Origin of the sequence: Pseudomonas sp. KNUC1026, assembly GCF_021650705.1 — a bacterium.
Classification (GTDB): Bacteria; Pseudomonadota; Gammaproteobacteria; order Pseudomonadales; family Pseudomonadaceae; genus Aquipseudomonas.
This window is the reverse complement of the sequence record NZ_CP087138.1, coordinates 897,004-916,836: the sequence shown is the minus strand read 5'-3', so window position 1 is coordinate 916,836 and position 19,833 is coordinate 897,004. Positions and strand designations below refer to the sequence as shown.

General features: G+C 66.3%; 15 protein-coding genes and 4 pseudogenes. 12 read left to right on the top strand and 7 right to left on the bottom strand.

Annotation, left to right across the window (positions count from 1 at the left end):
- Positions 1-8: 8 nt before the first annotated feature.
- A pseudogene (gene cobF / locus LN139_RS25385) lies at positions 9-739 on the top strand (precorrin-6A synthase (deacetylating)); the annotation flags it as partial.
- 594 nt (positions 740-1,333) lie between these two features.
- Here the strand turns inward: cobF and LN139_RS03940 are convergent.
- A complete protein-coding gene (locus tag LN139_RS03940) occupies positions 1,334-1,699 on the bottom strand; it encodes a 5-carboxymethyl-2-hydroxymuconate Delta-isomerase (RefSeq protein WP_236358849.1) in 366 nt (121 codons plus the stop codon).
- Positions 1,700-1,852: 153 nt separating this feature from the next.
- Here LN139_RS03940 and LN139_RS25085 point away from each other — a divergent pair, with 153 nt between their 5' ends.
- The 8 genes and pseudogenes from LN139_RS25085 to LN139_RS03900 all read left to right on the top strand — a co-directional run bounded on the left by LN139_RS25085 (position 1,853) and on the right by LN139_RS03900 (position 10,070).
- Entirely contained in the window at positions 1,853-2,266 is a 414-nt protein-coding gene (locus LN139_RS25085; RefSeq protein ID WP_329611006.1) for a DUF465 domain-containing protein, read from the top strand.
- A gap of 106 nt (positions 2,267-2,372) precedes the next feature.
- A pseudogene (gene purU / locus LN139_RS03930) lies at positions 2,373-3,240 on the top strand (formyltetrahydrofolate deformylase).
- Positions 3,237-4,130, top strand: a complete 894-nt coding sequence (gene folD, locus LN139_RS03925) for a bifunctional methylenetetrahydrofolate dehydrogenase/methenyltetrahydrofolate cyclohydrolase FolD (protein ID WP_236358847.1) — start codon at positions 3,237-3,239, stop codon at positions 4,128-4,130. Before purU ends, folD begins: the two are co-directional and overlap by 4 nt.
- Positions 4,112-5,349 (top strand): annotated as a pseudogene (locus LN139_RS03920) (FAD-dependent oxidoreductase). Before folD ends, LN139_RS03920 begins: the two are co-directional and overlap by 19 nt.
- Positions 5,350-5,362: 13 nt before the next feature.
- Positions 5,363-5,662, top strand: a complete 300-nt coding sequence (locus LN139_RS03915; RefSeq protein ID WP_236358845.1) for a sarcosine oxidase subunit delta — start codon at positions 5,363-5,365, stop codon at positions 5,660-5,662.
- Positions 5,659-8,556 (top strand): 2Fe-2S iron-sulfur cluster-binding protein, encoded by a 2,898-nt coding sequence (locus tag LN139_RS03910; protein WP_236358844.1) that lies wholly within the window; start codon positions 5,659-5,661, stop codon positions 8,554-8,556. The genes LN139_RS03915 and LN139_RS03910 overlap by 4 nt, the downstream gene beginning before the upstream one ends.
- 2 nt (positions 8,557-8,558) lie before the next feature.
- Entirely contained in the window at positions 8,559-9,110 is a 552-nt protein-coding gene (locus LN139_RS03905; protein WP_236358842.1) for a sarcosine oxidase, read from the top strand.
- 384 nt (positions 9,111-9,494) lie between these two features.
- Complete coding sequence (locus LN139_RS03900) at positions 9,495-10,070, top strand: TetR/AcrR family transcriptional regulator (RefSeq protein WP_236358840.1); 576 nt, start codon at positions 9,495-9,497, stop codon at positions 10,068-10,070.
- Here the strand turns inward: LN139_RS03900 and LN139_RS03895 are convergent.
- From LN139_RS03895 to LN139_RS03885, 3 genes are read right to left on the bottom strand one after another with little or no spacing between them, the layout of a single operon-like run.
- Positions 10,057-10,710: a methionine ABC transporter permease gene (locus tag LN139_RS03895; RefSeq protein ID WP_236358838.1), complete on the bottom strand. Its 654-nt coding sequence runs from the start codon at positions 10,708-10,710 to the stop codon at positions 10,057-10,059. The two genes, LN139_RS03900 and LN139_RS03895, sit on opposite strands and share 14 nt — an antisense overlap.
- On the bottom strand, positions 10,703-11,797 hold the full coding sequence (locus LN139_RS03890; protein WP_236358836.1) for a methionine ABC transporter ATP-binding protein: 1,095 nt from the start codon (positions 11,795-11,797) through the stop codon (positions 10,703-10,705). The genes LN139_RS03895 and LN139_RS03890 overlap by 8 nt, the downstream gene beginning before the upstream one ends.
- Entirely contained in the window at positions 11,794-12,630 is an 837-nt protein-coding gene (locus LN139_RS03885; RefSeq protein WP_236358834.1) for a MetQ/NlpA family ABC transporter substrate-binding protein, read from the bottom strand. Before LN139_RS03885 ends, LN139_RS03890 begins: the two co-directional genes overlap by 4 nt.
- Positions 12,631-12,923: 293 nt before the next feature.
- Here LN139_RS03885 and yiaY point away from each other — a divergent pair, with 293 nt between their 5' ends.
- The 3 genes and pseudogenes from yiaY (at position 12,924) to LN139_RS25375 (ending at position 16,371) form a co-directional block, all read left to right on the top strand.
- Complete coding sequence (gene yiaY / locus LN139_RS03880) at positions 12,924-14,072, top strand: L-threonine dehydrogenase (protein ID WP_236358831.1); 1,149 nt, start codon at positions 12,924-12,926, stop codon at positions 14,070-14,072.
- Positions 14,073-14,316: 244 nt separating this feature from the next.
- Positions 14,317-15,513: pseudogene (locus tag LN139_RS25380) on the top strand (PDC sensor domain-containing protein); the annotation flags it as partial.
- A 102-nt stretch (positions 15,514-15,615) separates the two neighbouring features.
- Positions 15,616-16,371, top strand: coding sequence for a methyl-accepting chemotaxis protein (locus tag LN139_RS25375; RefSeq protein WP_442964409.1), 756 nt, complete (start codon positions 15,616-15,618; stop codon positions 16,369-16,371).
- Positions 16,372-16,586: 215 nt separating this feature from the next.
- On the opposite strand, the gene LN139_RS03870 is transcribed toward LN139_RS25375, so the two are convergent.
- Genes LN139_RS03870 through LN139_RS03860 form a run of 3 tightly spaced genes read right to left on the bottom strand, consistent with a single transcriptional unit; the run spans position 16,587 to position 19,831 of the window.
- Complete coding sequence (locus LN139_RS03870) at positions 16,587-17,363, bottom strand: 2-keto-4-pentenoate hydratase (RefSeq protein ID WP_236358827.1); 777 nt, start codon at positions 17,361-17,363, stop codon at positions 16,587-16,589.
- Positions 17,360-18,967 carry a bifunctional 3-(3-hydroxy-phenyl)propionate/3-hydroxycinnamic acid hydroxylase gene (locus LN139_RS03865; protein ID WP_236358825.1) on the bottom strand — a complete coding sequence of 536 codons (1,608 nt, stop codon included), beginning with the start codon at positions 18,965-18,967 and terminating at the stop codon, positions 17,360-17,362. The genes LN139_RS03870 and LN139_RS03865 overlap by 4 nt, the downstream gene beginning before the upstream one ends.
- A 12-nt stretch (positions 18,968-18,979) precedes the next feature.
- Positions 18,980-19,831, bottom strand: coding sequence for an alpha/beta fold hydrolase (locus LN139_RS03860; RefSeq protein WP_236358823.1), 852 nt, complete (start codon positions 19,829-19,831; stop codon positions 18,980-18,982).
- Positions 19,832-19,833: the final 2 nt, after the last annotated feature.

Below are 19,833 nucleotides of genomic sequence, written 5' to 3'. Positions count from 1 at the left end.
CCCACCTCATGAAGACCCTCCTGCTCATCGGCATCGGTGCCGGCGCGCCTGAGCACCTCACACTCCAGGCCGTGGCGGCGTTGCGGCGCACCGATGTGTTTCTGCTGCTGGACAAAGGCCCGGCCAAGGCGCAGTTGCTCGCCAGCCGCCAGGTGCTGCTGGCGGCGCATGTGCCGGAAGGCACTTACCGGCTGGCCGAGGCGCAGCATCCTCAGCGTGAGGTGAAGGCGGACTATCGGGCGTTCGGTCGATGAGTTGGATGCCGGCGAACAGGCCCTGCTGGAACAGTTGCTGAGCGAACAGGTGAACGATGGCGAAACCGCTGCGCTGCTGGTGTCCGGGCGACCCGGCCCTGCGGAGCAGCAGCCTGCGCATCGCCCAGGCCATCGCCCGGGCTGGGCGCATCGCGCTGGTTTACGAAGTGATACCTGGCATCAGCAGCGTGCAGGCGCTGTGCGCCGCGCACCGGGTCGCCCTGAACGAGATCGCCGGCAGCGTGCTGCTGACCACTGGCCGCCGCCTGGCGCTGGGCCTGCCGGCAGACGCTGAAAGCGTCGTGGTGATGCTCGACGCCCAGGACAGCTTCCTGGGTTTGAACGCGCCAAGCTTCACATTTACTGGGGGCGTACCTGGGCTTGCCGCAGCAGGCCCTGATCGCCGGCCCGCTGGCCGAGGTGGGGCCACGCATCGCCGCCACCCGCCGCGCCTGCGTGGGCGGCACGGCTGGATCATGGACACCTGCTGCGCGAAGCCTCGGCCTGATCAGCCGTTGTGCGGCAACTCGACCGTGTCGAAACCCCTTGAGCAGCGCCTGGAACGCCTGAACATCCTCCTGCTGATGCGCCGGTGTGGTGTGCAGCATCGCGCTGTAGATCACGCCATCGTCCTGGCCGTCCGGGCGGTAGCGCACCAGCAGCAACACCAGGTCGTCGCCGTCGCGCCATTGCGCTTGCTCGGCCTTCTCGCCGCCCAAAGTAGCTGGTTCGCGCCTGGCGTCCTTGCTGTGGGTGCCGTAGTCGAGCTCGGTGGTCATCGCCTCGTCGGTCGAGGTGTCATCGACCGCGTACGCTGCGGTGAAGGTCAAGGTGCGGTTGTCGCCCAACAGCACCAGCACACCATCGTCGGTGCCGTTGCCCTGGTAGACCGGCCCCGGCAGGTTGGCCAGGGTGAAGCCCAGGTCATCGTTGCTGTAGGGCTGGGAAGGGTCGAGCGCGTCCATGCCGTCGACGCGCTGCGCCTGCCAGGGCGTCAGGGCGCGGGGGTGAAGGCCAGTGCGGCGCTGCTCAGCAGCAGGCCGGCAAGCCCGAGAAACATCCGTTGCATCGTGCGCCCCTCAGCCTGCTAGCCGGACTTTGCCGTAGCTGTCCCGGTCCATGTCGGCGATCTCGACGCCCAGTTGCACGTCCAGCCCCGCCGGCCACGGCCCGGCCTCGCCCAGCACTTCCATCAGGCTGGCCGACAGGCGCTTCTTGGTCTCGGCCGAACGCCCGGCGAGGATCGCCAGGCGGATGAACACAAAGCCGCGCTCGGCCGGCGAGGTGCCTACCCTGAAGGTTTCCAGGCGCGTGGCGCGGGCCTTGATGTCCACTTCGTGAGCGAACTCCCCGCTGGCCATCAGCGCATGGTTCAGGCGCAGCAGCAGCTTGTCCGGGGCGATGTCGGGCAGGTTCGCGGTGTATTCCAGATGCAAGTGCGGCATGCGGGGCTCCTTGGCACGGCGGGGGGAAGTAGCTCCAGGGCTACCGGCGGTCAAGCATACACAATCGCAGGGGAACGAACCCGCCCCGCCGCGGGGTCGAAGGCAGGAATCAGGGCTATCCTGAGATTTTCCATGAGCCAAAGAGGTGACGACATGCCCGTCAAGCACGATCTGTTCGAGGACCTGGGAGTGAGCAAGGAAAGCGTGGTGCAGCGCAGCGGCGATGACCCGGTGCTGGCCAGGCTGCTGAGCGACTACCAGGACATCGACGGCCAGGTGGTGGAGGCCGAAGAGCAGGCAGCCGCCGATGACGTGGTGCGCAAGCTCAAGGAAAAACGCTTGCTGGTCAAAGACCGCATCAGCCAGCAGTTGGACTACCCCGGCAGCCGTGGGGCTGCGAAAACTTCTGACCCGCTCCGCCGCCGGGGCTGCTGGCCCCGGCACCTTCCTTGCTCGATCCCCCTCCCTTGTACGTTCACCCCCGACGGCAGGCATGCGCCAGCATGTTTTCCTCTCAGGAAATTTTATTTCAAAAGGCGTGGACAGCCTTCAGCCATTCCCCTATAAAAGCACCCACAGGAATAAATTATTCCCAAAGGGATCTAAGCCCCGTTTTCTTTACCCCCAACGCCGCCCCGGTGATGACCTGCCCGTCGCCGACCGAGGAGCCCCCATGCCGCACCCGCACTCCGAGTACATTCTCAGGATCAGTTGCCCCGCCACCTCCGGCATCGTCGCCGCCGTCACCTCTTCATCTCGCCGAGGCCGGCTGCTACATCGGCGAAATGGCCCAGTTCGACGACGAAGCCCACGGCACTTTCTTCATGCGCGCCGTGTTTCGCTTCAACAGCGGCACACACGGCGACCTTGGCGTGCTCAAGGCAGGCTTCACCGACGTGGCGGTGCGTTTCGGCATGAGCTGGGAGCTGTTCGACTCCGGCCAGCCGCTGCGGGTAATGCTGATGGTGAGCAAGTTCGACCACTGCCTGCGCGATTTGCTGTACCGGCATGGCAAGGGCGAGATGGCGATGGTCATCACCGCGATCGTGTCCAATCACCTGGACCTGCGGCCGATGGCCGAGCGCGAGGGCATCCGCTTCGTTTACCTGCCGGTGAACAAGGACAACAAGCCTGCCCAGGAAGCGGCACTGATGCAGTTGGTGGAAGAAACCGGCACCGAGCTGGTGGTGCTGGCGCGCTACATGCAGATCCTCTCCGATGACCTGTGCCGCCAGTTGGCCGGCCGCGCGATCAACATCCACCACTCGTTCCTGCCGGGGTTCAAGGGCGCCAAGCCGTACCACCAGGCCTGGGAGCGCGGCGTGAAGCTGATCGGTGCCACGGCGCACTACGTCACCTCAGACCTCGACGAAGGCCCGATCATCGAGCAGGAAGTGCAGCGGGTAGACCACAGCTCCCAGCCCGATGAGCTGGTCGCCATCGGCCGCGACACCGAGACCATCGCCCTGTCGCGGGCGGTGAAGTTCCACTTGCAGCACCGGGTGTTCCTCAACCACGACCGCACGGTGGTGTTCAAATGAGCGCCATGGTCATAGACGGCAAAGCCGCTGCCGCCCAGGTGCTGGAGCAGGTGAGCGCTGAGGTGGCGCAGTTGAACCAGGCGGGCGTGCAGCCGGCGCTGGCGGTGATTCTGGTTGGCCAGGACCCGGCCAGCGAGGTGTACGTACGCAACAAGGTGCTGCGTGCTGGTGAGTGCGGCATCCGCTCCCTTGAGCACCGGTTGCCCGCCAGCACTGGCGAAGCCGAACTGCTCGGGCTGATCCACAGCCTCAACCGCGACCCGGGCGTGCACGGCATCCTCCTGCAACTGCCGCTGCCGGCGCACATCGAGGAAACCCGCGCGCTGCAAGCGATCAGCCCGGCCAAGGACGTAGACGGCTTTCATGCCGAGAACGTCGGCGGCCTGCATCAAGGCCGCGACGTGCTCACCCCCTGCACCCCCACTGGCTGCCTGCACCTGTTGCACCAGGCCCTGGGCGAGCTGCGCGGCAAGCATGCGGTGGTGATCGGCCGCTCCAACATCGTCGGCAAGCCGATGGCGGCGCTGCTGCTCGAGGCCGATTGCAGCGTGACCGTGCTGCACAGCCGCAGCCGCGACGCAGCCGAACTGTGCCGCCAGGCCGACATCGTGGTCGCCGCCGTGGGCCGCCCGTGCATGGTCGACGCCAGTTGGCTCAAGCCCGGCGCGGTGGTGGTCGACGTGGGCATCAACCGCATCGAAGAACACGGCCGCTCGCGGCTGGTGGGCGATGTGGATTTCGCCTCCGCCAGCGCTGTAGCCGGCGCCATCACCCCGGTGCCTGGGGGCGTCGGGCCGATGACCATCGCCTTTCTGATGCACAACACCGTCCGCGCCGCGCGCCAGCAGAGCCGCGCCCCGAAGGAGGCCGCATGCCTTTCAATCTCCTGAAATACGGCTTCGCAAGCGACTACCCCGGCCCGGTCGACCTGCCACCGCCCAAGGACCTCAAGCCCAGCTACGACGTGGTGATCATCGGCGGCGGAGGCCACGGCCTGGGCATCGCCTATTACCTGGCCAAGTACCACGGCATCACCAACGTGGCCGTGCTGGAAAAGGCCTACATCGGCGGCGGCAACACGGCGCGCAACACGGCGGTGATCCGCTCCAACTACCTCACCAGCGAAGGGGTGAAGTTCTACATCGAGTCGGTGAAGCTGTTCGAGAACCTCTCCAACGAGTTCGACTTCAACGTCATGTACTCCGAGCGCGGCCAGCTCACCCTGGCCCACACCGACGCTACCGTGCGCGCCTTCCGCCAGCGCGCCGAAGTGAACAAGCACTTCGGCGGCCGCACCGAGATGATCGACCGCCAGCAGATCCGCGAACTGGTGCCCACCCTGAACCTTGACCCCGGCCACCTGCCGGTGCTGGCCGGGCTCTGGCACATGAGCGGCGGCACCGCGCGCCACGACGCGGTGGCCTGGGGCTATGCCAAGGAAGCGGCCAAGCGCGGGGTGGAAATCCACGCGCTCACCGAAGTGCAGGACCTGGTGATCGAAAACGGCGCCATCACCGCGATCAAGACCAACCGCGGCACCGTGCGCTGCGGCTGCGCAGTGCAGGCGGTGGCGGGCACCAGCTCGCTGCTGCTGAAAAAGGCCGGTATTCGCGCGCCGATCCACACCTACCCGTTGCAGGCGATGGTCACCCAGCCGTTCAAGCCCTTCCTCGACCCGCTGGTGAGCTCTTCGGCGCTGCACTGCTACGTGCAGCAGACCAGCCGAGGCGAGGTGGTGTTCGGCGGCGGCTCCGACCCCTACCCGCTCTACAACACCCGCTCAACGCTGGATTTGAAGGAAAGCCTGCTGGCCCACGCCATCGAGATGTTCCCGTTCCTGGCCAACGCCAAGCTGATGCGCCAGTGGGCCGGGATCACCGACATGACGCCCGACTACAGCCCGATCATGGGCCTGTCGCCAGTGAAGAACTATTACCTGGATGCCGGCTGGGGCACCTGGGGCTTCAAGGCCACGCCGATCGTCGGCAAGACCATGGCCGAGATGATCGCCACCGGCAAAACCCCCGAACTGATCGCCCCTTCGCCCTGGAGCGTTTCTCGCGCTTCGTGCAGGTGAACGAGATGGGCGCCACGGCTGCCAGCCACTGACGCGGAGCACAGCATGAAGATCCTCACCTGCCCGCTGAACGGGCCACGCAACATCAGTGAATTCACCTACGGCGGCGAGTTCAGGCACATGCCCGACCCCGCCACCTGCAGCGATGCCGAGTGGGCCGACTACGTGTTCAACACCGACAACGAAGCCGGCATCGTCACCGAATGGTGGATGCACACGCCGTCGAGCTACTGGTTCCTGGCCGAGCGCCATACCGTCACCGACGAGGTGCTGCGCACCTTCGATCCACGCGAGGTGTTCCAGGCGCGGGTCAGCTTCGCGCCTGCCACGGAGGCCGCCCAATGAGCCGCCTGCCTGCCCCCATGGGCGTGTTGATCGATCGCGAAAAAACCCTGCGTTTCACCTTCGAAGGCGTTGCCTACCAGGGCCTGCACGGCGACACCCTGGCCAGCGCGCTGTACGCCGCCGGCCAGCCACTGCTGTCGCGCTCGTTCAAGTACCACCGCCCACGCGGGGTGCTGACGATGGCCGGGCAAGACGCCAACAGCCTGGTGCAACTGCCCCGCGAGCCTAACGTGCTGGCCGACACCCTGGCCTTGAGCGACGGCCTGAGCGCCAGCGCGCAGAACTGCAACGGCACGCTGGAGCACGACAAGGACGCTTACCTGGGCAAGTTCTCCAGGTTCATGCCGGTGGGCTTCTACTACCGCGCCTTCTACAAGCCCCAGGGCGCGTGGAAGCGCTGGGAACCGCTGATTCGCAAGAAGGCCGGGCTGGGTGCGCTAGACCTTGCGTTCACCCCCGAGTACTACGACAAGGCTTATCTGTTCACCGACCTGCTGGTGATCGGCGCAGGCCCCGCCGGTTTGCAGGCTGCGCTCACCGCCGCCGACGCCGGCGCCCAGGTGCTGCTGGTGGATGAAAACCCGCTGCTCGGCGGCGCGCTCACCTACGCCCGCTTCAGCCTCGACGGCCAGCGTGCCGGCGCCTTGCGCGAGCAACTGAGCGCGCAGGTGCAGGCCCACGCCAACATCCGCGTGCTCAGCCAGGCCACGGCCAACGCCTGGTTCGCCGACAACTACGTGCCGGTGATTCAGCACAAGCGGATGTACAAGGTGCGCGCACGGCAATGCATCGCCGCCTGCGGTGCCTTCGACCAGCCGGTGATCTTCCGCAACAACGACCTGCCCGGGGTAATGCTCACCAGTGCCGCGCAGCGGCTGATGCGCCTGTACGCGGTCAAGCCGGGCGAACGCGCGGTGGTGCTCACCGGCAACGACGATGGCTACCTCGCCGCGCTCGACCTGCACGAGCAAGGCGTGCAAGTGGCCGCGCTGGTGGACATGCGCGCGCAGGCCGATGACCCGGCACTGGCGCAGGCAGCCAGCCGCGCCGGCATCACCCTCAAGTTCAACAGCACCGTGTACGAAGCGCTGCACGGTAAAGGCGGCAAACGCGTAAACGGCGTGGACATCCGCCGCATCGAAGGCCAGAGCCAGGTCGCTGAAGCCGGTGAAACGCTCGATTGCGACCTGCTGTGCATGTCCGCGGGCTACCTGCCGGTGTACCAATTGCTGTGCCAGGCCGGCGGCAAGCTGTCCTACGACGATGCCAGCGCCAGCTTCACGGTCAGCGGCCTGCCGCCGATCCTGCGTATCGCAGGCTCCGCCAACGGCGTACACCAACTCGACAACGTGCTCGCCGACGGCCACAACGCCGCCCTCCAGGCCCTGCAAGCGTTGGAACTGCCCTGCTCGCAGGCCCCGGTGGACCTTGCCAGTGAGCCGAGCGGCAACTTCCCCTGGCCGATCTTCCCGCATCCCAAGGGCAAGGATTTCGTCGATTTCGATGAAGACCTGCAAGTGCGCGATATCGTCAACGCCACCCGCAGCGGCTACCGCGACGTGCAATTGGTCAAGCGTTTCTCCACGGTCGGCATGGGGCCTTCGCAAGGCCGCCATTCGGCACTGCCCACCGCGCGGCTGGTGGCCTGGGCCACCCAGCGCAGCGTCTGCGAAACCGGCGTAACCACAGCACGCCCGCCGTTTTCTCCGGAAAAGCTCGCCCATGTGGCCGGCCGCGCGTTCGACCCCTACCGCCACACCGCCCTGCACAACCGCCATGTGGCGCTGGGCGCGAAGATGATGCCCGCCGGCGCCTGGCAGCGGCCGGCGTATTACGGCAACGCCGGCGAGCGTGACGCCTGCATGCAGGCCGAGGCCCGCGCCGTGCGCCAGCAGGTCGGGCTGATCGACGTGTCGACGTTGGGCGGCCTGGATGTGCGCGGCCCGGACGCCGGCGAGCTGCTGGAGCGGCTCTACACCTTCAACTTCGCCAGACAGCCGGTGGGCCGCTCGCGCTATGCGCTGATGACCAACGAGCACGGCGTGGTGATCGACGATGGCGTGTGCGCGCGCTTTGCCGACAACCACTACTACGTGACCGCCACCACCAGCGGCGTGGACCGCATCTACCAGCAGATGCTCAAGTGGAACGCGCAGTGGCGCCTGGACGTGGACATCGCCAACGTCACCGCCGCGCTGGCAGCGGTGAACCTGGCCGGGCCCGAGGCGCGCAAGGTGCTGGCCAAGCTGTGCAGCGATCTTGACCTGAGCGCCGAAGGCTTCCCGTACCTGGCCGTGCGCCAGGGCACGGTGGCCGGGATCAAGGCACGCCTGTTGCGGGTGGGCTTCGTCGGCGAGCTGGGCTACGAGTTGCACGTGCCGGCGCGGCATGCCGGCGCCCTGTGGGATGCACTGATGGAGGCCGGCGCCGAGTTCGGCATTCGCCCCTTCGGTGTGGAAACCCAGCGCCTGCTGCGCCTTGAAAAGGGCCACGTGATCATCAGCCAGGACACCGACGGCATGACCCACCCCGGCGAGATCGACATGCAATGGGCACTGGGCCGCAAGAAGCCGTTTTTCGTTGGCAAGCGCTCGGTGGAAATCCTCGAGCGCCAGCCGCTCAAGCGCAAACTGGTCGGCTTCACCCTGCCCCACGGCAGCGAGCAGCCGTTGGAGGGCCATCTGGTGCTCGAAGGTGCCGACATCAGCGGCAACGTCACCTCGTGCGAATACTCTGCCCAGCTCGGCCAGATCATCGGCCTGGCCTACGCCAGCGCCGCCCAGGCCAGCCCCGGCGGTCAGATCCCGATCCGCGTGGAAGGCGGGCGGATGGTGCAGGCCCGTGTGGTGAAACTGCCGTTCTTCGACCCCGACAACCAGCGCCAGGAGCTCTGAGCATGACTCGCCTGACTGCCGAGCACTTCGTGCTCGACCTGACCGACCGGCCCCGCGTGGGCTTTCGAGGCGCGGCCAGCGCCGACCACCTGCGCGCCTGCGGCTTCGAGCTGCCGGAGCGCCCCAACCAGGCGCTGCGCCAGGCCGATGGCAGCCTGGTCACGCGGCTCTCGGCCACCGAGTATTTTTTGCTCGGCGCCGCCAGCGACGACGGCCAGCGCCTGGCTGATGAAGAGGCGCGCTGGGAGCTTGGCTCCACGGCCAACTACCTGCTGCCGCGCCACGACAGCCACGCCTGGTTGCAACTGCACGGGCCGCGCATCAGCGAGGTGATGGCCAAGTTCTGTGGAGTGGATTTGCGCGCGCCGGCTTTTACCAGCGGCCAGGTCGCGCAAACCCAGGTGGCGCGGCTCAGCGCCATCGTGATCAACAGCGGCAGCGCCAGCGCACCGTGTTTCGAGCTTTTATTCGACCGCTGTTCGCATGAGTACTTTCTGGATGTAGTGCTCGACGCGCTAGGCGAATTCGGCGGGGTGCTGGCACCACTGGCCTGAGTGCAGCAAGCCAGCCAGGCATCTCCGGCAGACGCGCCAGGGTAACCAGACGCGCCGGGTTTCCAAGCCGCGCCAGGCCCCAGCAAAGCCCTGCTACAAACAGTTTCTGGGGCAGGCCGGAACATGTGGCCTGGCGCCGGGTCGCACATTCCATACGTGAATAACGCGGTGGCGGTTTTTACCCGCCATCGCCCCATGAGCTTCGAGATCAGCCCAAACCAACGCCGCTGTGATGCAGGCGAATACTTGACTGATATCGGCTCGCAGTAATGGAAAAATTGACAGCTCGCTCAGCATAGCTTATAGCCATCACCCAACGTCAGCGTATTGGCGCCAAGGAAGGCATTTGCTGAAGCGAATGTGCGGTCAAATCTGGAAACCCCTATGTCTGTTGCACGCAAGCGATTGGTCACCACGGCCTTGGACCTGTTCCTTCACCACGGCCTGCAGTCTGTGGGTATCGACTGGATCCTGCGGGAAGCCAGCGTGAGCAAGATGACGCTCTACAAGTACTTCCCGTCCAAGGAGGACTTGATCGAGGCGGTGCTGCGCGAATATCACGAAAACATCTTCAATGAATTGCGCGCCGGCGCCGGGCACATGGCCGGCGACGTCAATGCGCACCTGGAACAGCTGCTGGCGTGGTACAGCCATAACTTTGTCCAGGCACCGGTGCGTGGCTGCCTGTTCGGCACGGCGGCGCTGGTGTACATCGACAAGCAGCATCCTATTCACATCGCCGCCTATGACCACAAGCAAGCCTTGCTCGGCCTGCTCGCCCAGCTGTTGGGCGGCTACGGTTTCAGCTCGCCGCAACCGCTTGCCCTGCAATGCCTGATGGTCATCGAAGGGGCGCGCAACCTGTTCGACATCGGCGTGGAGGGCCAGCCGCTGGAGCAGGCACTGGTAGCCATCAGGGCCCTGCTCGCGGCTGCCCGGCCGGCCGTCAGCGCGCCTTGAGCCGGCCGACCCAGCGGTCGCCCAGCGCCTGGATCGCGCACACCAGCACGATCAGAATGGCGATGACGCTGAACATCACTGTGGTGTCGTAACGCTGGTAGCCGTAGCGGATCGCCAGGTCCCCCAATCCGCCCGCGCCAATGGCGCCGGCCATCGCCGAAGCGCCGATCATCGCCACCAGGGTGATGGTGAAGCCGCCGATGATGCCCGGCAGCGCTTCGGGCAACAGCACCCGGAACAGGATGTGGCGGCGCTCGCAGCCCAGCGCCTGGGCCGCTTCGATCACGCCAGGGTTGACCTCGCGCAGGCTCACCTCCGCGACTCGCGCGAAGAACGGCGTGGCGCTGAGGGTGATCGGCACCACCGCCGCCCACACGCCGATGGTGGTGCCCACCAGCAGGCGGGTGAGCGGGATCAGGGCCACCAGCAGGATGATGAAGGGCGTTGCGCGAAAGCCGTTGATGACGGCGCCGAGCACCCGATTCAGGGTAGGCGCGCTGAAGATCGCGCCGCGCGCGGTGGTGACCAGCACCATGCCCAGCGCGATGCCGGCGAACCAGACGATAACCGCCGAAATGCTGACCATGGTCAGGGTGTCGAGAAAGGCTTTGTACAGCGCCTTGAGCATGAACTCAGACATGGCCGGCCACCCGCGCCTGGCTGAACAGGCCCTGTTGCCGCAAGAATACCTCCAGCCGCCCCGGCGCTGGTTCCACCGCCAGCAACAACCGCCCTTGGGCGCGGCCCTGAATGCGTTCGATGCTGCCGTGCAGCAGCGCCACGCTGCCGCCCAGTTGCTGGGCGATGGCGGCAAGGTCCGGCTCGCGCGCGGTCTGGCCATCGAAGGTGAGCTCAAGCACCGTGCGCTGGCCGCTGTCGTTGGCCAGGCGCTCGGCGATGTCGGGCGGCACCTGGGTCGCCAGCGGCGCCAGCAACGCGCGGGTGGTTTCGGTGGCGGGCTGGCCGAAGATCTTCCACACCGGCCCCTGCTCCACCACCTGGCCCTGCTCCAGCACCGCGACGCGGTCGCACACCTGGCGGATCACCGCCATCTCGTGGGTGATCAGCACGATGGTCAGGCCGAGGGTGGCGTTGATGTGCTTGAGCAGCGCCAGGATCGACTGGGTTGTTTCCGGGTCCAGCGCGCTGGTGGCTTCGTCGCACAGCAGCAGGCTGGGTTCGAGCATCAGCGCGCGGGCGATGCCCACCCGCTGTTTTTGCCCACCGGAGAGGCGCGAGGGGTAGACGTGTTCCTTGCCCTCCAGCCCCACCAGCTTGAGCAGCTCGCGGGCGAGCTGCTCGATCACTGCGCGGCCGACGCCCGCGGCCTTCAGAGGCAGCGCGAGGTTATCCAGCACCGTTTGCGAGGCCAGCAGGTTGAAGTGCTGGAAGATCATGCCGATGCGCCGGCGTAACTGCACCAGCTGCGCGCTGCCGAGCACGCCGATGTCCTGGCCGTCGATCAGCACGTGCCCTGCACTCACTTCCTCCAGGCGGTTGAGGGTGCGGATCAAGCTCGACTTGCCCGCGCCGCTGCGGCCGATGATGCCGAAGATTTCGCCCTTGCCGATGCTCAGGTCGATACCGCGCAGCGCCTCCACCGGGCCGCCGGCGGCGTCGTAGGCCTTGCTCACCCCTTGCAGGCGGATGTGTTCGGCGCGAGCCGGCAGGGCCGGCGGTTCAACACTGGGCAGCACGGCCGGGCGCAGGGAAATCACCTGGCTCATCGCGCTGCCTCCTTCTGCGCCGGCAGCCAGGCCAGCGCGTAGAGGTTCGGGTTGCCGTAGGCTTTGGCGATGGCGGCGCGCACGTCGGGGTCATTCTGGAAGATGGCGATGAAACGCTGCAGGGCCGGGTCGTTGGCTTTGTCGGGCGTGGTCACGAAACGCAGCGCGTAGAGGTGGCCGTTGGCGTCGTCCTGGCTGAACAGCAGCGCCTTGTTCGGGTCGTAGCTGCCGGCGGCGAGCAGGTGAGAGGGGTAGCTTTGCACCAGGTCGACGTCATCGAGCACCCGCGCCAGTTGCGGCCCAGGCAATTCGATGAATTTGAGGTGCCGTGGGTTGGCGGTGATGTCCTGCAGGCTGGCCTTGGGGCCCGCGCCTTCACGCAGAGTGATCAGCCCGGCGCGCTGATACAGCGCCAGGCCCCGGCCCTGGTTCACCGGGTCGTCTGCCACCGCCACGGTGGCGCCGTCCTTGAGCTGATCGAAAGCAGTGATCTTTTTCGAATACAGCCCCACCTTGTTCTCGACCCCCACGCCGATAGGCACCAGCTTGAAGCCGTTCTGGGCGATGGCGTTTTCCAGGAACGGCTGGTGCTGGAAGTAGTTAAGGTCGAGGTCGCCGTTGTTCAGCGCAAGGTTGGGCGTGTTCCAGTCCGAGAACGAAATCAGCTCCACGTCCAGGCCCTGCGCTTTGGCTTTGCTGGCTGCCACTTCGAGGGCGGCGTTCTGCGGGCTGTCGTTGATGCCGAGGCGGATGTGCTCGGCAGCGTGCGCCTGGCCAAGCCAGCCGGCCAGCGCTACGGCGGTAAGAGAACGAAGCAGTGTGGTGAACGCCATGGTTGCACTCCGGGAAGGGGCTGATCTGCTGGCCTCTCCGGGTGCCCGGTCGAAGAATGGGCCTACCCTAACGGAATAACGAAAAATACATAAATATGATTTTTTTATAACCATATGGTGGCTTTGCAGCCCGCCACGCCAAAGGTGCGCCTGGCCAAAGTACTGCCCGCCCCCGCCCGAAAGTACGATGTTGTTCGCCGCGCTCTGCTCGCACCATCTGGTGATCCCTCAAGTGTTCCACCCTGCCTTGGCCTGAACAGGGCCAACTGAAAATAACAAGAGGAAACCCAACCATGAGCAGCACCTTCTTCATTCCCTCCGTGAACATGATGGGCACCGGCAGCCTGGACGAAGCCGTGGTCGCCATTCGCAAGTACGGTTTTCGCCATGCCCTGATCGTGACCGACGCAGGCCTTGCCAAAGCCGGTGTAGCCACCAAGGTCGCCGACCTGCTGGCCCAGCAGGACATCAATTCCACCCTGTTCGACGGCGCCAAACCCAACCCCACTGTAGGTAACGTCGAGGCTGGCCTGGCCAAACTGGGCGAGTGCAAGGCCGACTTCATCATTTCCCTCGGCGGCGGTTCGCCCCATGACTGCGCCAAGGGCATCGCCCTGTGCGCCGCCAACGGCGGGCACATCAGCGAGTACGAAGGCGTCGACCGTTCCACCAGGGCGCAGATGCCGCTGATCGCCATCAACACCACCGCCGGCACCGCCAGCGAGATGACCCGCTTCTGCATCATCACCGACGAAGCGCGCCACGTGAAAATGGCCATCGTCGACCGCAACGTCACCCCGCTGTTGTCGGTCAACGACCCGTCGCTGATGGCCGCCATGCCCAAGGGCCTGACCGCCGCCACCGGCATGGATGCGCTCACCCATGCCGTCGAGGCGTATGTGTCCACTGCCGCCACGCCGATCACCGACGCCTGCGCGCTGAAAGCGGTTTCGCTGATCTCGGCCAACCTGCGCACCGCCGTCGCTCAAGGCCAGGACATGCCCGCCCGTGAGAACATGGCCTACGCACAGTTCCTCGCCGGCATGGCCTTCAACAACGCCTCCCTGGGTTATGTGCACGCCATGGCTCACCAGTTGGGCGGTTTCTACGACCTGCCGCACGGGGTGTGCAACGCGGTGCTGCTGCCGCATGTGGAAGCGTTCAACGCAAGCGTTGCTGCCACACGCTTGAAGGACGTGGCCACCGCCATGGGCGTGAACACCAGCGGCATGAGCGATGAGCAAGGCGCGCAAGCGGCCATCGCGGCTATTCGTACGCTGTCCAGGGACATCGGCATCCCGGCCGGCCTCGAGGAGCTGGGCACCAAGGCCGAAGACATCCCGACCCTGGCCGCCAACGCCATGAAAGACGCCTGCGGCTTCACCAACCCGCGCCAGGCCACCCAGGCCGAGATCGAAGAGATCTTCCGCGGGGCGCTTTGAGCTTCTAGCTGCAAGCTTCGAGCTTCAAGCTGGCAACTTGCGGCTTGCGGCTTGCGGCTTGCGGCTTAACCCTGCCAATACGGGATGACGGCTTTCGTGTCCTCCCGCCTATGATCGGCCTGCGAGCCGTCTTTCCCCTGCCTGCCGGCATCGCCAACAACAATAACGATGCGCGGCGCTGCTCACTTCTCGCTTTTGCCCCGGACCAGCCTGCCTGCGCGCTCGATGACTACAGGAGCACACCATGGCCGTCCCTGGTTGGAGCATCAAATGGCGCATCACTCTGCTGGGCGGGCTGTGCCTGCTGGCTGTTGTCGTCGCGATCCTGAGCGCTGCGTGGGTGCAGAACCGGCAGATCGCCGAGGCACTCAAGGCACGCAGCAGCGCGGCGTTCACCGACATGGCGATTGCCCGGCTTGACGAGAGCGCCCAGTTGCACGCGCTGCGCATGCAGCGTTTTTTCGAAGACAACCAGACTTACGTGGAAGGGTTCATGCAGCAGTTGCTGCAACTTCAGGAGCAGTACCAGCAGGGGCAGATGAGCGCGACGGCCCTGCGCCAGGCCATAAGCGACAAGGCCTCTGCCGCCCTCGAGCGCCGCGCCCAGCTGCTGGGCCTTTACGTGGTCTACCTGCCCGGCACCCTGGACAACCAGGACCGCGCCTTCAAGGCGCAAACCCCGCCAGCCGGCAACGACGCCGGGCGCTACGCGCTGTACTGGTCCCAGGCCCAGCCCGGGCAACTGCAACAAGCCTGGCTTACCGAAGACAACATCCTGGTCAACAAGGCGCCTTCAGACCGAGAGCCCGACAACAGCTGGTTCCTCTGCCCGCAGGCGACCGCCAAGGCCTGTGTGGTCGAGCCCTATACGGTGAACGTCGAGGGCCAGGACACCCTGATGAGCAGCATCTCGGTGCCGATCATCGAGCAGGGCAAGGTGATCGGCGTGGTGGGCGCGGACATTAGCCTGGCCACCCTTGACCACCTCACTCAAGCCTTGGGCCGCCAGCTTTACGACGGGCAAGCGAGCATTGACCTGGCCTCGGCAACGGGCCTGCAAGTGGCGCATACCCAGGGCGAGCCCGCCGGCCCGTTCGCCTCGGTGAGCACAGCCTTCAACCCGTCTCCGGAGGGCCGCCCGTGGCGCTTGCAGATCCACGTGCCGCAAGCGTTGCTGACAGCACCAGCGCTGAGCCTGCTGGCGGCGTTCGACCAGACCAGCCGCAACGCGCTCTGGCAAAGCCTGGCCTGGGGCACGCTGTTTGCCGTGGCGGGTTTGCTGGTGCTGGGCTGGACGGTGAGCAGCGCCACCCGGCCGCTGTTGCAGGTGGCCGATGCGCTGGACAGCGTGGTCGCCGGCGAAGGCGACCTGACCCAACGCCTGCCCCCGGCCCGTGACCGCGAACCCAGGCGGTTGGCCGATGGGTTCAACCGCTTTCTGGAGAAGCTGCACCCAGTGATCCACACCGCGCAGGACGCTGCCAGCCACACTCGCCAGGCCGCCAGCCGCAGCGCCGGCATCACCGGTGATGTGGGCGCGGGCATGCACCAGCAGCATGAGCAGGTGGAGCACACCGTGACGGCGCTGGTGCAGATGAGTGCCAGCGCCCGCGAAGTGGCCGCGCACTCGCTGCAGGCGGCGCAGGCCGCCAGTACGGCCGGAGAGGCCACGCGCGCCGGGTTGCTCAGTTTCGACAGCACGCGGCGCAGCATCGACGCGCTGGACAACGGCCTGCGCGACACCTTCGCCTGCATCGAAGACCTGGCCAACAGTGGTGCGCAGATCGACCAGGTGCTGGATGCGATCTGCACGCTGGCGCAGAAAACCAACCTGCTGGCGCTCAACGCCGCGATCGAAGCCGCCCATGCCGGGCAGCATGGGCGCGGGTTCGCGGTGGTGGCTGATGAGGTGCGCCACCTGGCTGACCATACCCAAGGCTCGGTGGCCGAGATTCGCGAGGTGGTCGAGCGCTTGCGCCACCATGTGCAAGAGGCGCTCGGCGGTATGGCCGGCAGCCGCGAGCGGGCGAATCAGGTGGTGGAGCAGATCAACCAGTCCAACGACAGCCTGCGCACCATCAATGCTGCGGTGGATACCATCAACCAGATGAACCAGCAGATCGCTGCCGCCACCGGCCAGCAGCATCAGGTGATCGATGACATCACCGAGCGGGTGAGCGAAGTCCGTGGCATCAGCCAACGGCTGACGGCGCGCATGGATGAGTCCAGTGAAGTGAGCCGGTCGCTGGATGAGCTGGCGCAGCGGCAGAGCAGCCTGTTGGGGCAGTTCAGAACGTGAGCGAAAGCGCCGGCGTCGCCCTTTGCACGTCGCCCGGCTAGCCGGCCTCCCACGGGGTGAGAGGTGCGCCGCTATTGGTTCCGGTGGGAGGGCGGCTTGCCGCGGTAAGAGGTGCGCCGCTCTTGCTTCCGGTGGGAGGGCGGCTTGCCGCGCGACGTGTAACGGGCCACCGGCAAGCCGGCCTCCCACCTGAGCCGGCTTGCCACACCTGTGGGTCAGGCCGGCTCGGCCGGCCTGAAGGTCAGTTCCAATGCCTGCCCCAGCATCTCCAGCCGGTATTGCCCAGGCGCCAGGCCCAGCGGCGGCAGCAGCGCGCCGGACAGAATCACCTGGCCCGGATAGAGATCCTGGCCGTCCTCTAGCAGCCGGCGCAGCACCCAGCACAGGCTGCGCAGCGGGGTGTCTTCCCGCGAGCCGAGCTCGCCCTGGCCAAGCGAGGTGCCGTCGCGCGACAGCGTGTATTCCACTGCCGCCGCCCGAGCGGCGTCGAACGGTTGCCGCCGGCCAAGGCAGAACCCCGCCGCTGCCGCGTTATCGGCCAGGAACCCGCCGGCGCCGAAGCGCCAGCCCTGCCAACGGCAGTCGGCGACCTCGAAAGCCGGCGCCATCTCACCCACCACCGCATGCAGCTGCTCGTCGCTGTAACTGCCCGCCTGCAAGTGCTCGCCGATGATGAACGCCAGCTCCACCTCAAGCTTGGGCTGGATGAACCGCGCCAGGTCAACGGTGCTGGCCGGTGGCAGCTGCATCACGTCGGTGAGCGCTCCATACACCGGCTCGTTCAGGCCGAAACGCTCATAAGCGGCGCGCGAGGCGAAGGCGACCTTCCAGCCGGCCAATGCCTCACCACGGCTGAGCCGCAGTTGCAGCCCCAACAGCAGCAGCGCATGGCCCTGCCAGGCCTCCAGCGGTTCGCCCTGGTCGGCCGGCAGCGCGATGCCGGTGGCAGCCGCTTCCTGCAAACGGTCCAGCAATGGGCGTGCTGCACTCATGACGATTGCTCCTGCAATTTGCGCAGCACCGATTCCAGGCGCTCGGGCGTGGTGATCGCAGCGACGAAGCGGTCAGGCCGCAGCACCACCACGCAGTCGCGTACTCCGGCGAACCAGGCGCCCAGGCGGTTGTAGACGTCCTCGACACTGATCGCGCCCTCGGCCTGCAACGGCTGGTTGCGCGCCGGGCCGCTGCGCGAACGGTTGACCTGGATGAACCGCGTGCCCCAGTTCGCCCAGTAGGCTCGGGTCTGCTCCGAGAGGCCCTCGGCCGGGTTCACGCGGTAGCCGAGCACCGCATAGGAATGCCCGAGCACGGTGTCCAGCCGCGTGCATTGGCCGCCTGCGGTTTCCACCTCGGGCTGGATGAACAGCTGCCCGACCAGGTCGTCTTCGCGCAGCTCGGCGCGTTCGTGATAGACCAGCCCCTTGACGATGGTCGCCTTGGGCTTGAACTTGAATTCCAGCAAGTGCGAGCGCAGGTTGTCGACGCTGTTCACCGCCTGGAACAACCAGTCGCGTACGCCGGCCATCAACGGGTTGGTCAGGCCCAGCACCGCGCCCATGTTGTCGGCCAGGGCGATCAGGTCGGTGGCGTGGCCACGGCGCTCGGTGTCGTAGCTTTGCAGGATGGCCGGCGCAGCCTTGCCTTGCAGGATCGCGGCGATCTTCCAGCACAGATTCACCACATCACGCAGCCCCGAATTGAGCCCTTGCCCGGCCCAGGGCGGCGAGATGTGCGCGGCATCGCCGATCAGCGCCGCCCGCCCCTCGACGAACCGCTCGGCCACCCGCGAGTTGTGGGTGTAGGCGCGGATGCGAATGATCTCGAGCTCGTCCACCGCGTCGCCGATGTGGCCGCGGATGAGCGTGCGGATATTGCCCTCTTCGCACATCGCCTCTTCGTTCTCGCCTTCGAGCAGCATGAATTCCCAGCGTCGCTGCTGATACGGCAGGTAGATGCACACGAACGGCCGCTGCGGGTCGGCATGCAACGCTGTGAAGGGGGCTTCGAGGGAATCGTTGCGGGTGTCGATCACCACCCACTTGCGTGGGTGGGTCAGCCCCAGCAGTTGAATGCCGAGCTGCTTGCGCACGCTGGAGCGGCCGCCGTCGGCGCCGATCAGGTAGTCGGCCTGCAGCTCGTACACCTCGCCATCCGGGCCGCGCACTTGCAGGGTCACCTGCTGCGCGTCCTGGCTCAGGCTGAGCATCTCATGGCCCTGGCGCAGCTCCACCTGCTGGCGCGCCGGCAAGGCGTCGCGCAGGGTTTCTTCCAGCAACTGCTGCATGAAGATGTTGCGCATCGGCCAGCCGTACTGGGCCACGCTCGGCTTGACCTCGGCGAAGCACACGCCGCGGGCATTGTAGTAACGCAGCGGGACGTTGCAGATCATGTCGCGGACCGCGCGGTCGGCGATGTCGATGCCTTGAAGCACGCGCAGGGCTTCGTCGTCCATGCCCACTGCACGCGGGTAAGGGAGGATGCCCTCGGCCTGTTCGAGGACGATGCATTCGATGCCGTACAGGCCCATGTAATGGGCGGCGGTGATGCCGTTAGGGCCACCGCCGACGATGACCACCTGGGTTCTTTGCCGTTTCATACCGCTCACCGATTATTGTTGTGGGGCCACGCCTTGGGCCTTGAAGAAGGCCAGCACTTCGCGGTTGAACAGATCGTTCTGATCGTCATGCACATAGTGGCTGGCGTCCGGAACCACCACGGTACCGACGTTTGGATTCGCCTGGCGCATCGCCTCCAGCAGCGGTGCCGGAAGAAAATCCGAGCGACCGCCGCGAATGAACAGCGTCGGGCAATCCAGCGCCTTGACCGCCGGCCACAGGTCGGTGGGCTCGATGCTCAGCCGCGCCTGGGCGATGCCTTGCTGGTCGTGGCGCCAGGTCACGCCCTGCTCCACGGCCTTCATCGAATAGCGTAGCCGCGAGGCCAGGCCTTCGGCCGAAAGCCCGGAGCGCGAGGTGCGCCAGAACGCTTCGGCCGCAGCCCAGTCTTCGAAGTGGGTCGGGGTCTGCTGCATTTCCCGGCGGATCCGCGCAGCACCGTCGCCGGCCGTCGAAGAACCCGGGCCGATGTCTTCGATTACCAGCGCCCGCACCCGCCCGGGGTTGTTGCGCACGTACTCCAGTGCGTTGGCACCGCCGAGGGAATGGCCGACCAGCACGAAGCGGTCATAGCCCAGGTGCTGGATCAGATCTTCCAGATCCTGGACATACACCTCGGTGCGGTACGTGTCGCTCGGTGCCCAGTCGCTCAAGCCCCTGCCGCGCTGGTCGAGGGCGACGCAGTCGTAGCCCTCGCCCAGCGCCCGCACCAGGTTGTCCCAGGTCTGGGCATAGGCGCGCAGGCCGTGCAGCAGCACCACCGGCACGCCGAGGCCCTGGCCGTGGCGCAAGTAATGCAGCCGCTGGCCGGAGCGGGTGTTGAAAAAGCAGCTTGCAGCAAACATGG

What these genes read in the sequence shown, in the direction of transcription:
- LN139_RS03940 (WP_236358849.1), bottom strand. Translation starts at nt 1,699, where the DNA reads ATGCCGCACTTGCATCTGGAATACACCGCGAACCTGCCCGACATCGCC.
- LN139_RS25085 (WP_329611006.1), top strand. Translation starts at nt 1,853, where the DNA reads ATGCCCGTCAAGCACGATCTGTTCGAGGACCTGGGAGTGAGCAAGGAA.
- folD (WP_236358847.1), top strand. Translation starts at nt 3,237, where the DNA reads ATGAGCGCCATGGTCATAGACGGCAAAGCCGCTGCCGCCCAGGTGCTG.
- LN139_RS03915 (WP_236358845.1), top strand. Translation starts at nt 5,363, where the DNA reads ATGAAGATCCTCACCTGCCCGCTGAACGGGCCACGCAACATCAGTGAA.
- LN139_RS03910 (WP_236358844.1), top strand. Translation starts at nt 5,659, where the DNA reads ATGAGCCGCCTGCCTGCCCCCATGGGCGTGTTGATCGATCGCGAAAAA.
- LN139_RS03905 (WP_236358842.1), top strand. Translation starts at nt 8,559, where the DNA reads ATGACTCGCCTGACTGCCGAGCACTTCGTGCTCGACCTGACCGACCGG.
- LN139_RS03900 (WP_236358840.1), top strand. Translation starts at nt 9,495, where the DNA reads ATGTCTGTTGCACGCAAGCGATTGGTCACCACGGCCTTGGACCTGTTC.
- LN139_RS03895 (WP_236358838.1), bottom strand. Translation starts at nt 10,710, where the DNA reads ATGTCTGAGTTCATGCTCAAGGCGCTGTACAAAGCCTTTCTCGACACC.
- LN139_RS03890 (WP_236358836.1), bottom strand. Translation starts at nt 11,797, where the DNA reads ATGAGCCAGGTGATTTCCCTGCGCCCGGCCGTGCTGCCCAGTGTTGAA.
- LN139_RS03885 (WP_236358834.1), bottom strand. Translation starts at nt 12,630, where the DNA reads ATGGCGTTCACCACACTGCTTCGTTCTCTTACCGCCGTAGCGCTGGCC.
- yiaY (WP_236358831.1), top strand. Translation starts at nt 12,924, where the DNA reads ATGAGCAGCACCTTCTTCATTCCCTCCGTGAACATGATGGGCACCGGC.
- LN139_RS25375 (WP_442964409.1), top strand. Translation starts at nt 15,616, where the DNA reads ATGCACCAGCAGCATGAGCAGGTGGAGCACACCGTGACGGCGCTGGTG.
- LN139_RS03870 (WP_236358827.1), bottom strand. Translation starts at nt 17,363, where the DNA reads ATGAGTGCAGCACGCCCATTGCTGGACCGTTTGCAGGAAGCGGCTGCC.
- LN139_RS03865 (WP_236358825.1), bottom strand. Translation starts at nt 18,967, where the DNA reads ATGAAACGGCAAAGAACCCAGGTGGTCATCGTCGGCGGTGGCCCTAAC.
- LN139_RS03860 (WP_236358823.1), bottom strand. Translation starts at nt 19,831, where the DNA reads ATGTTTGCTGCAAGCTGCTTTTTCAACACCCGCTCCGGCCAGCGGCTG.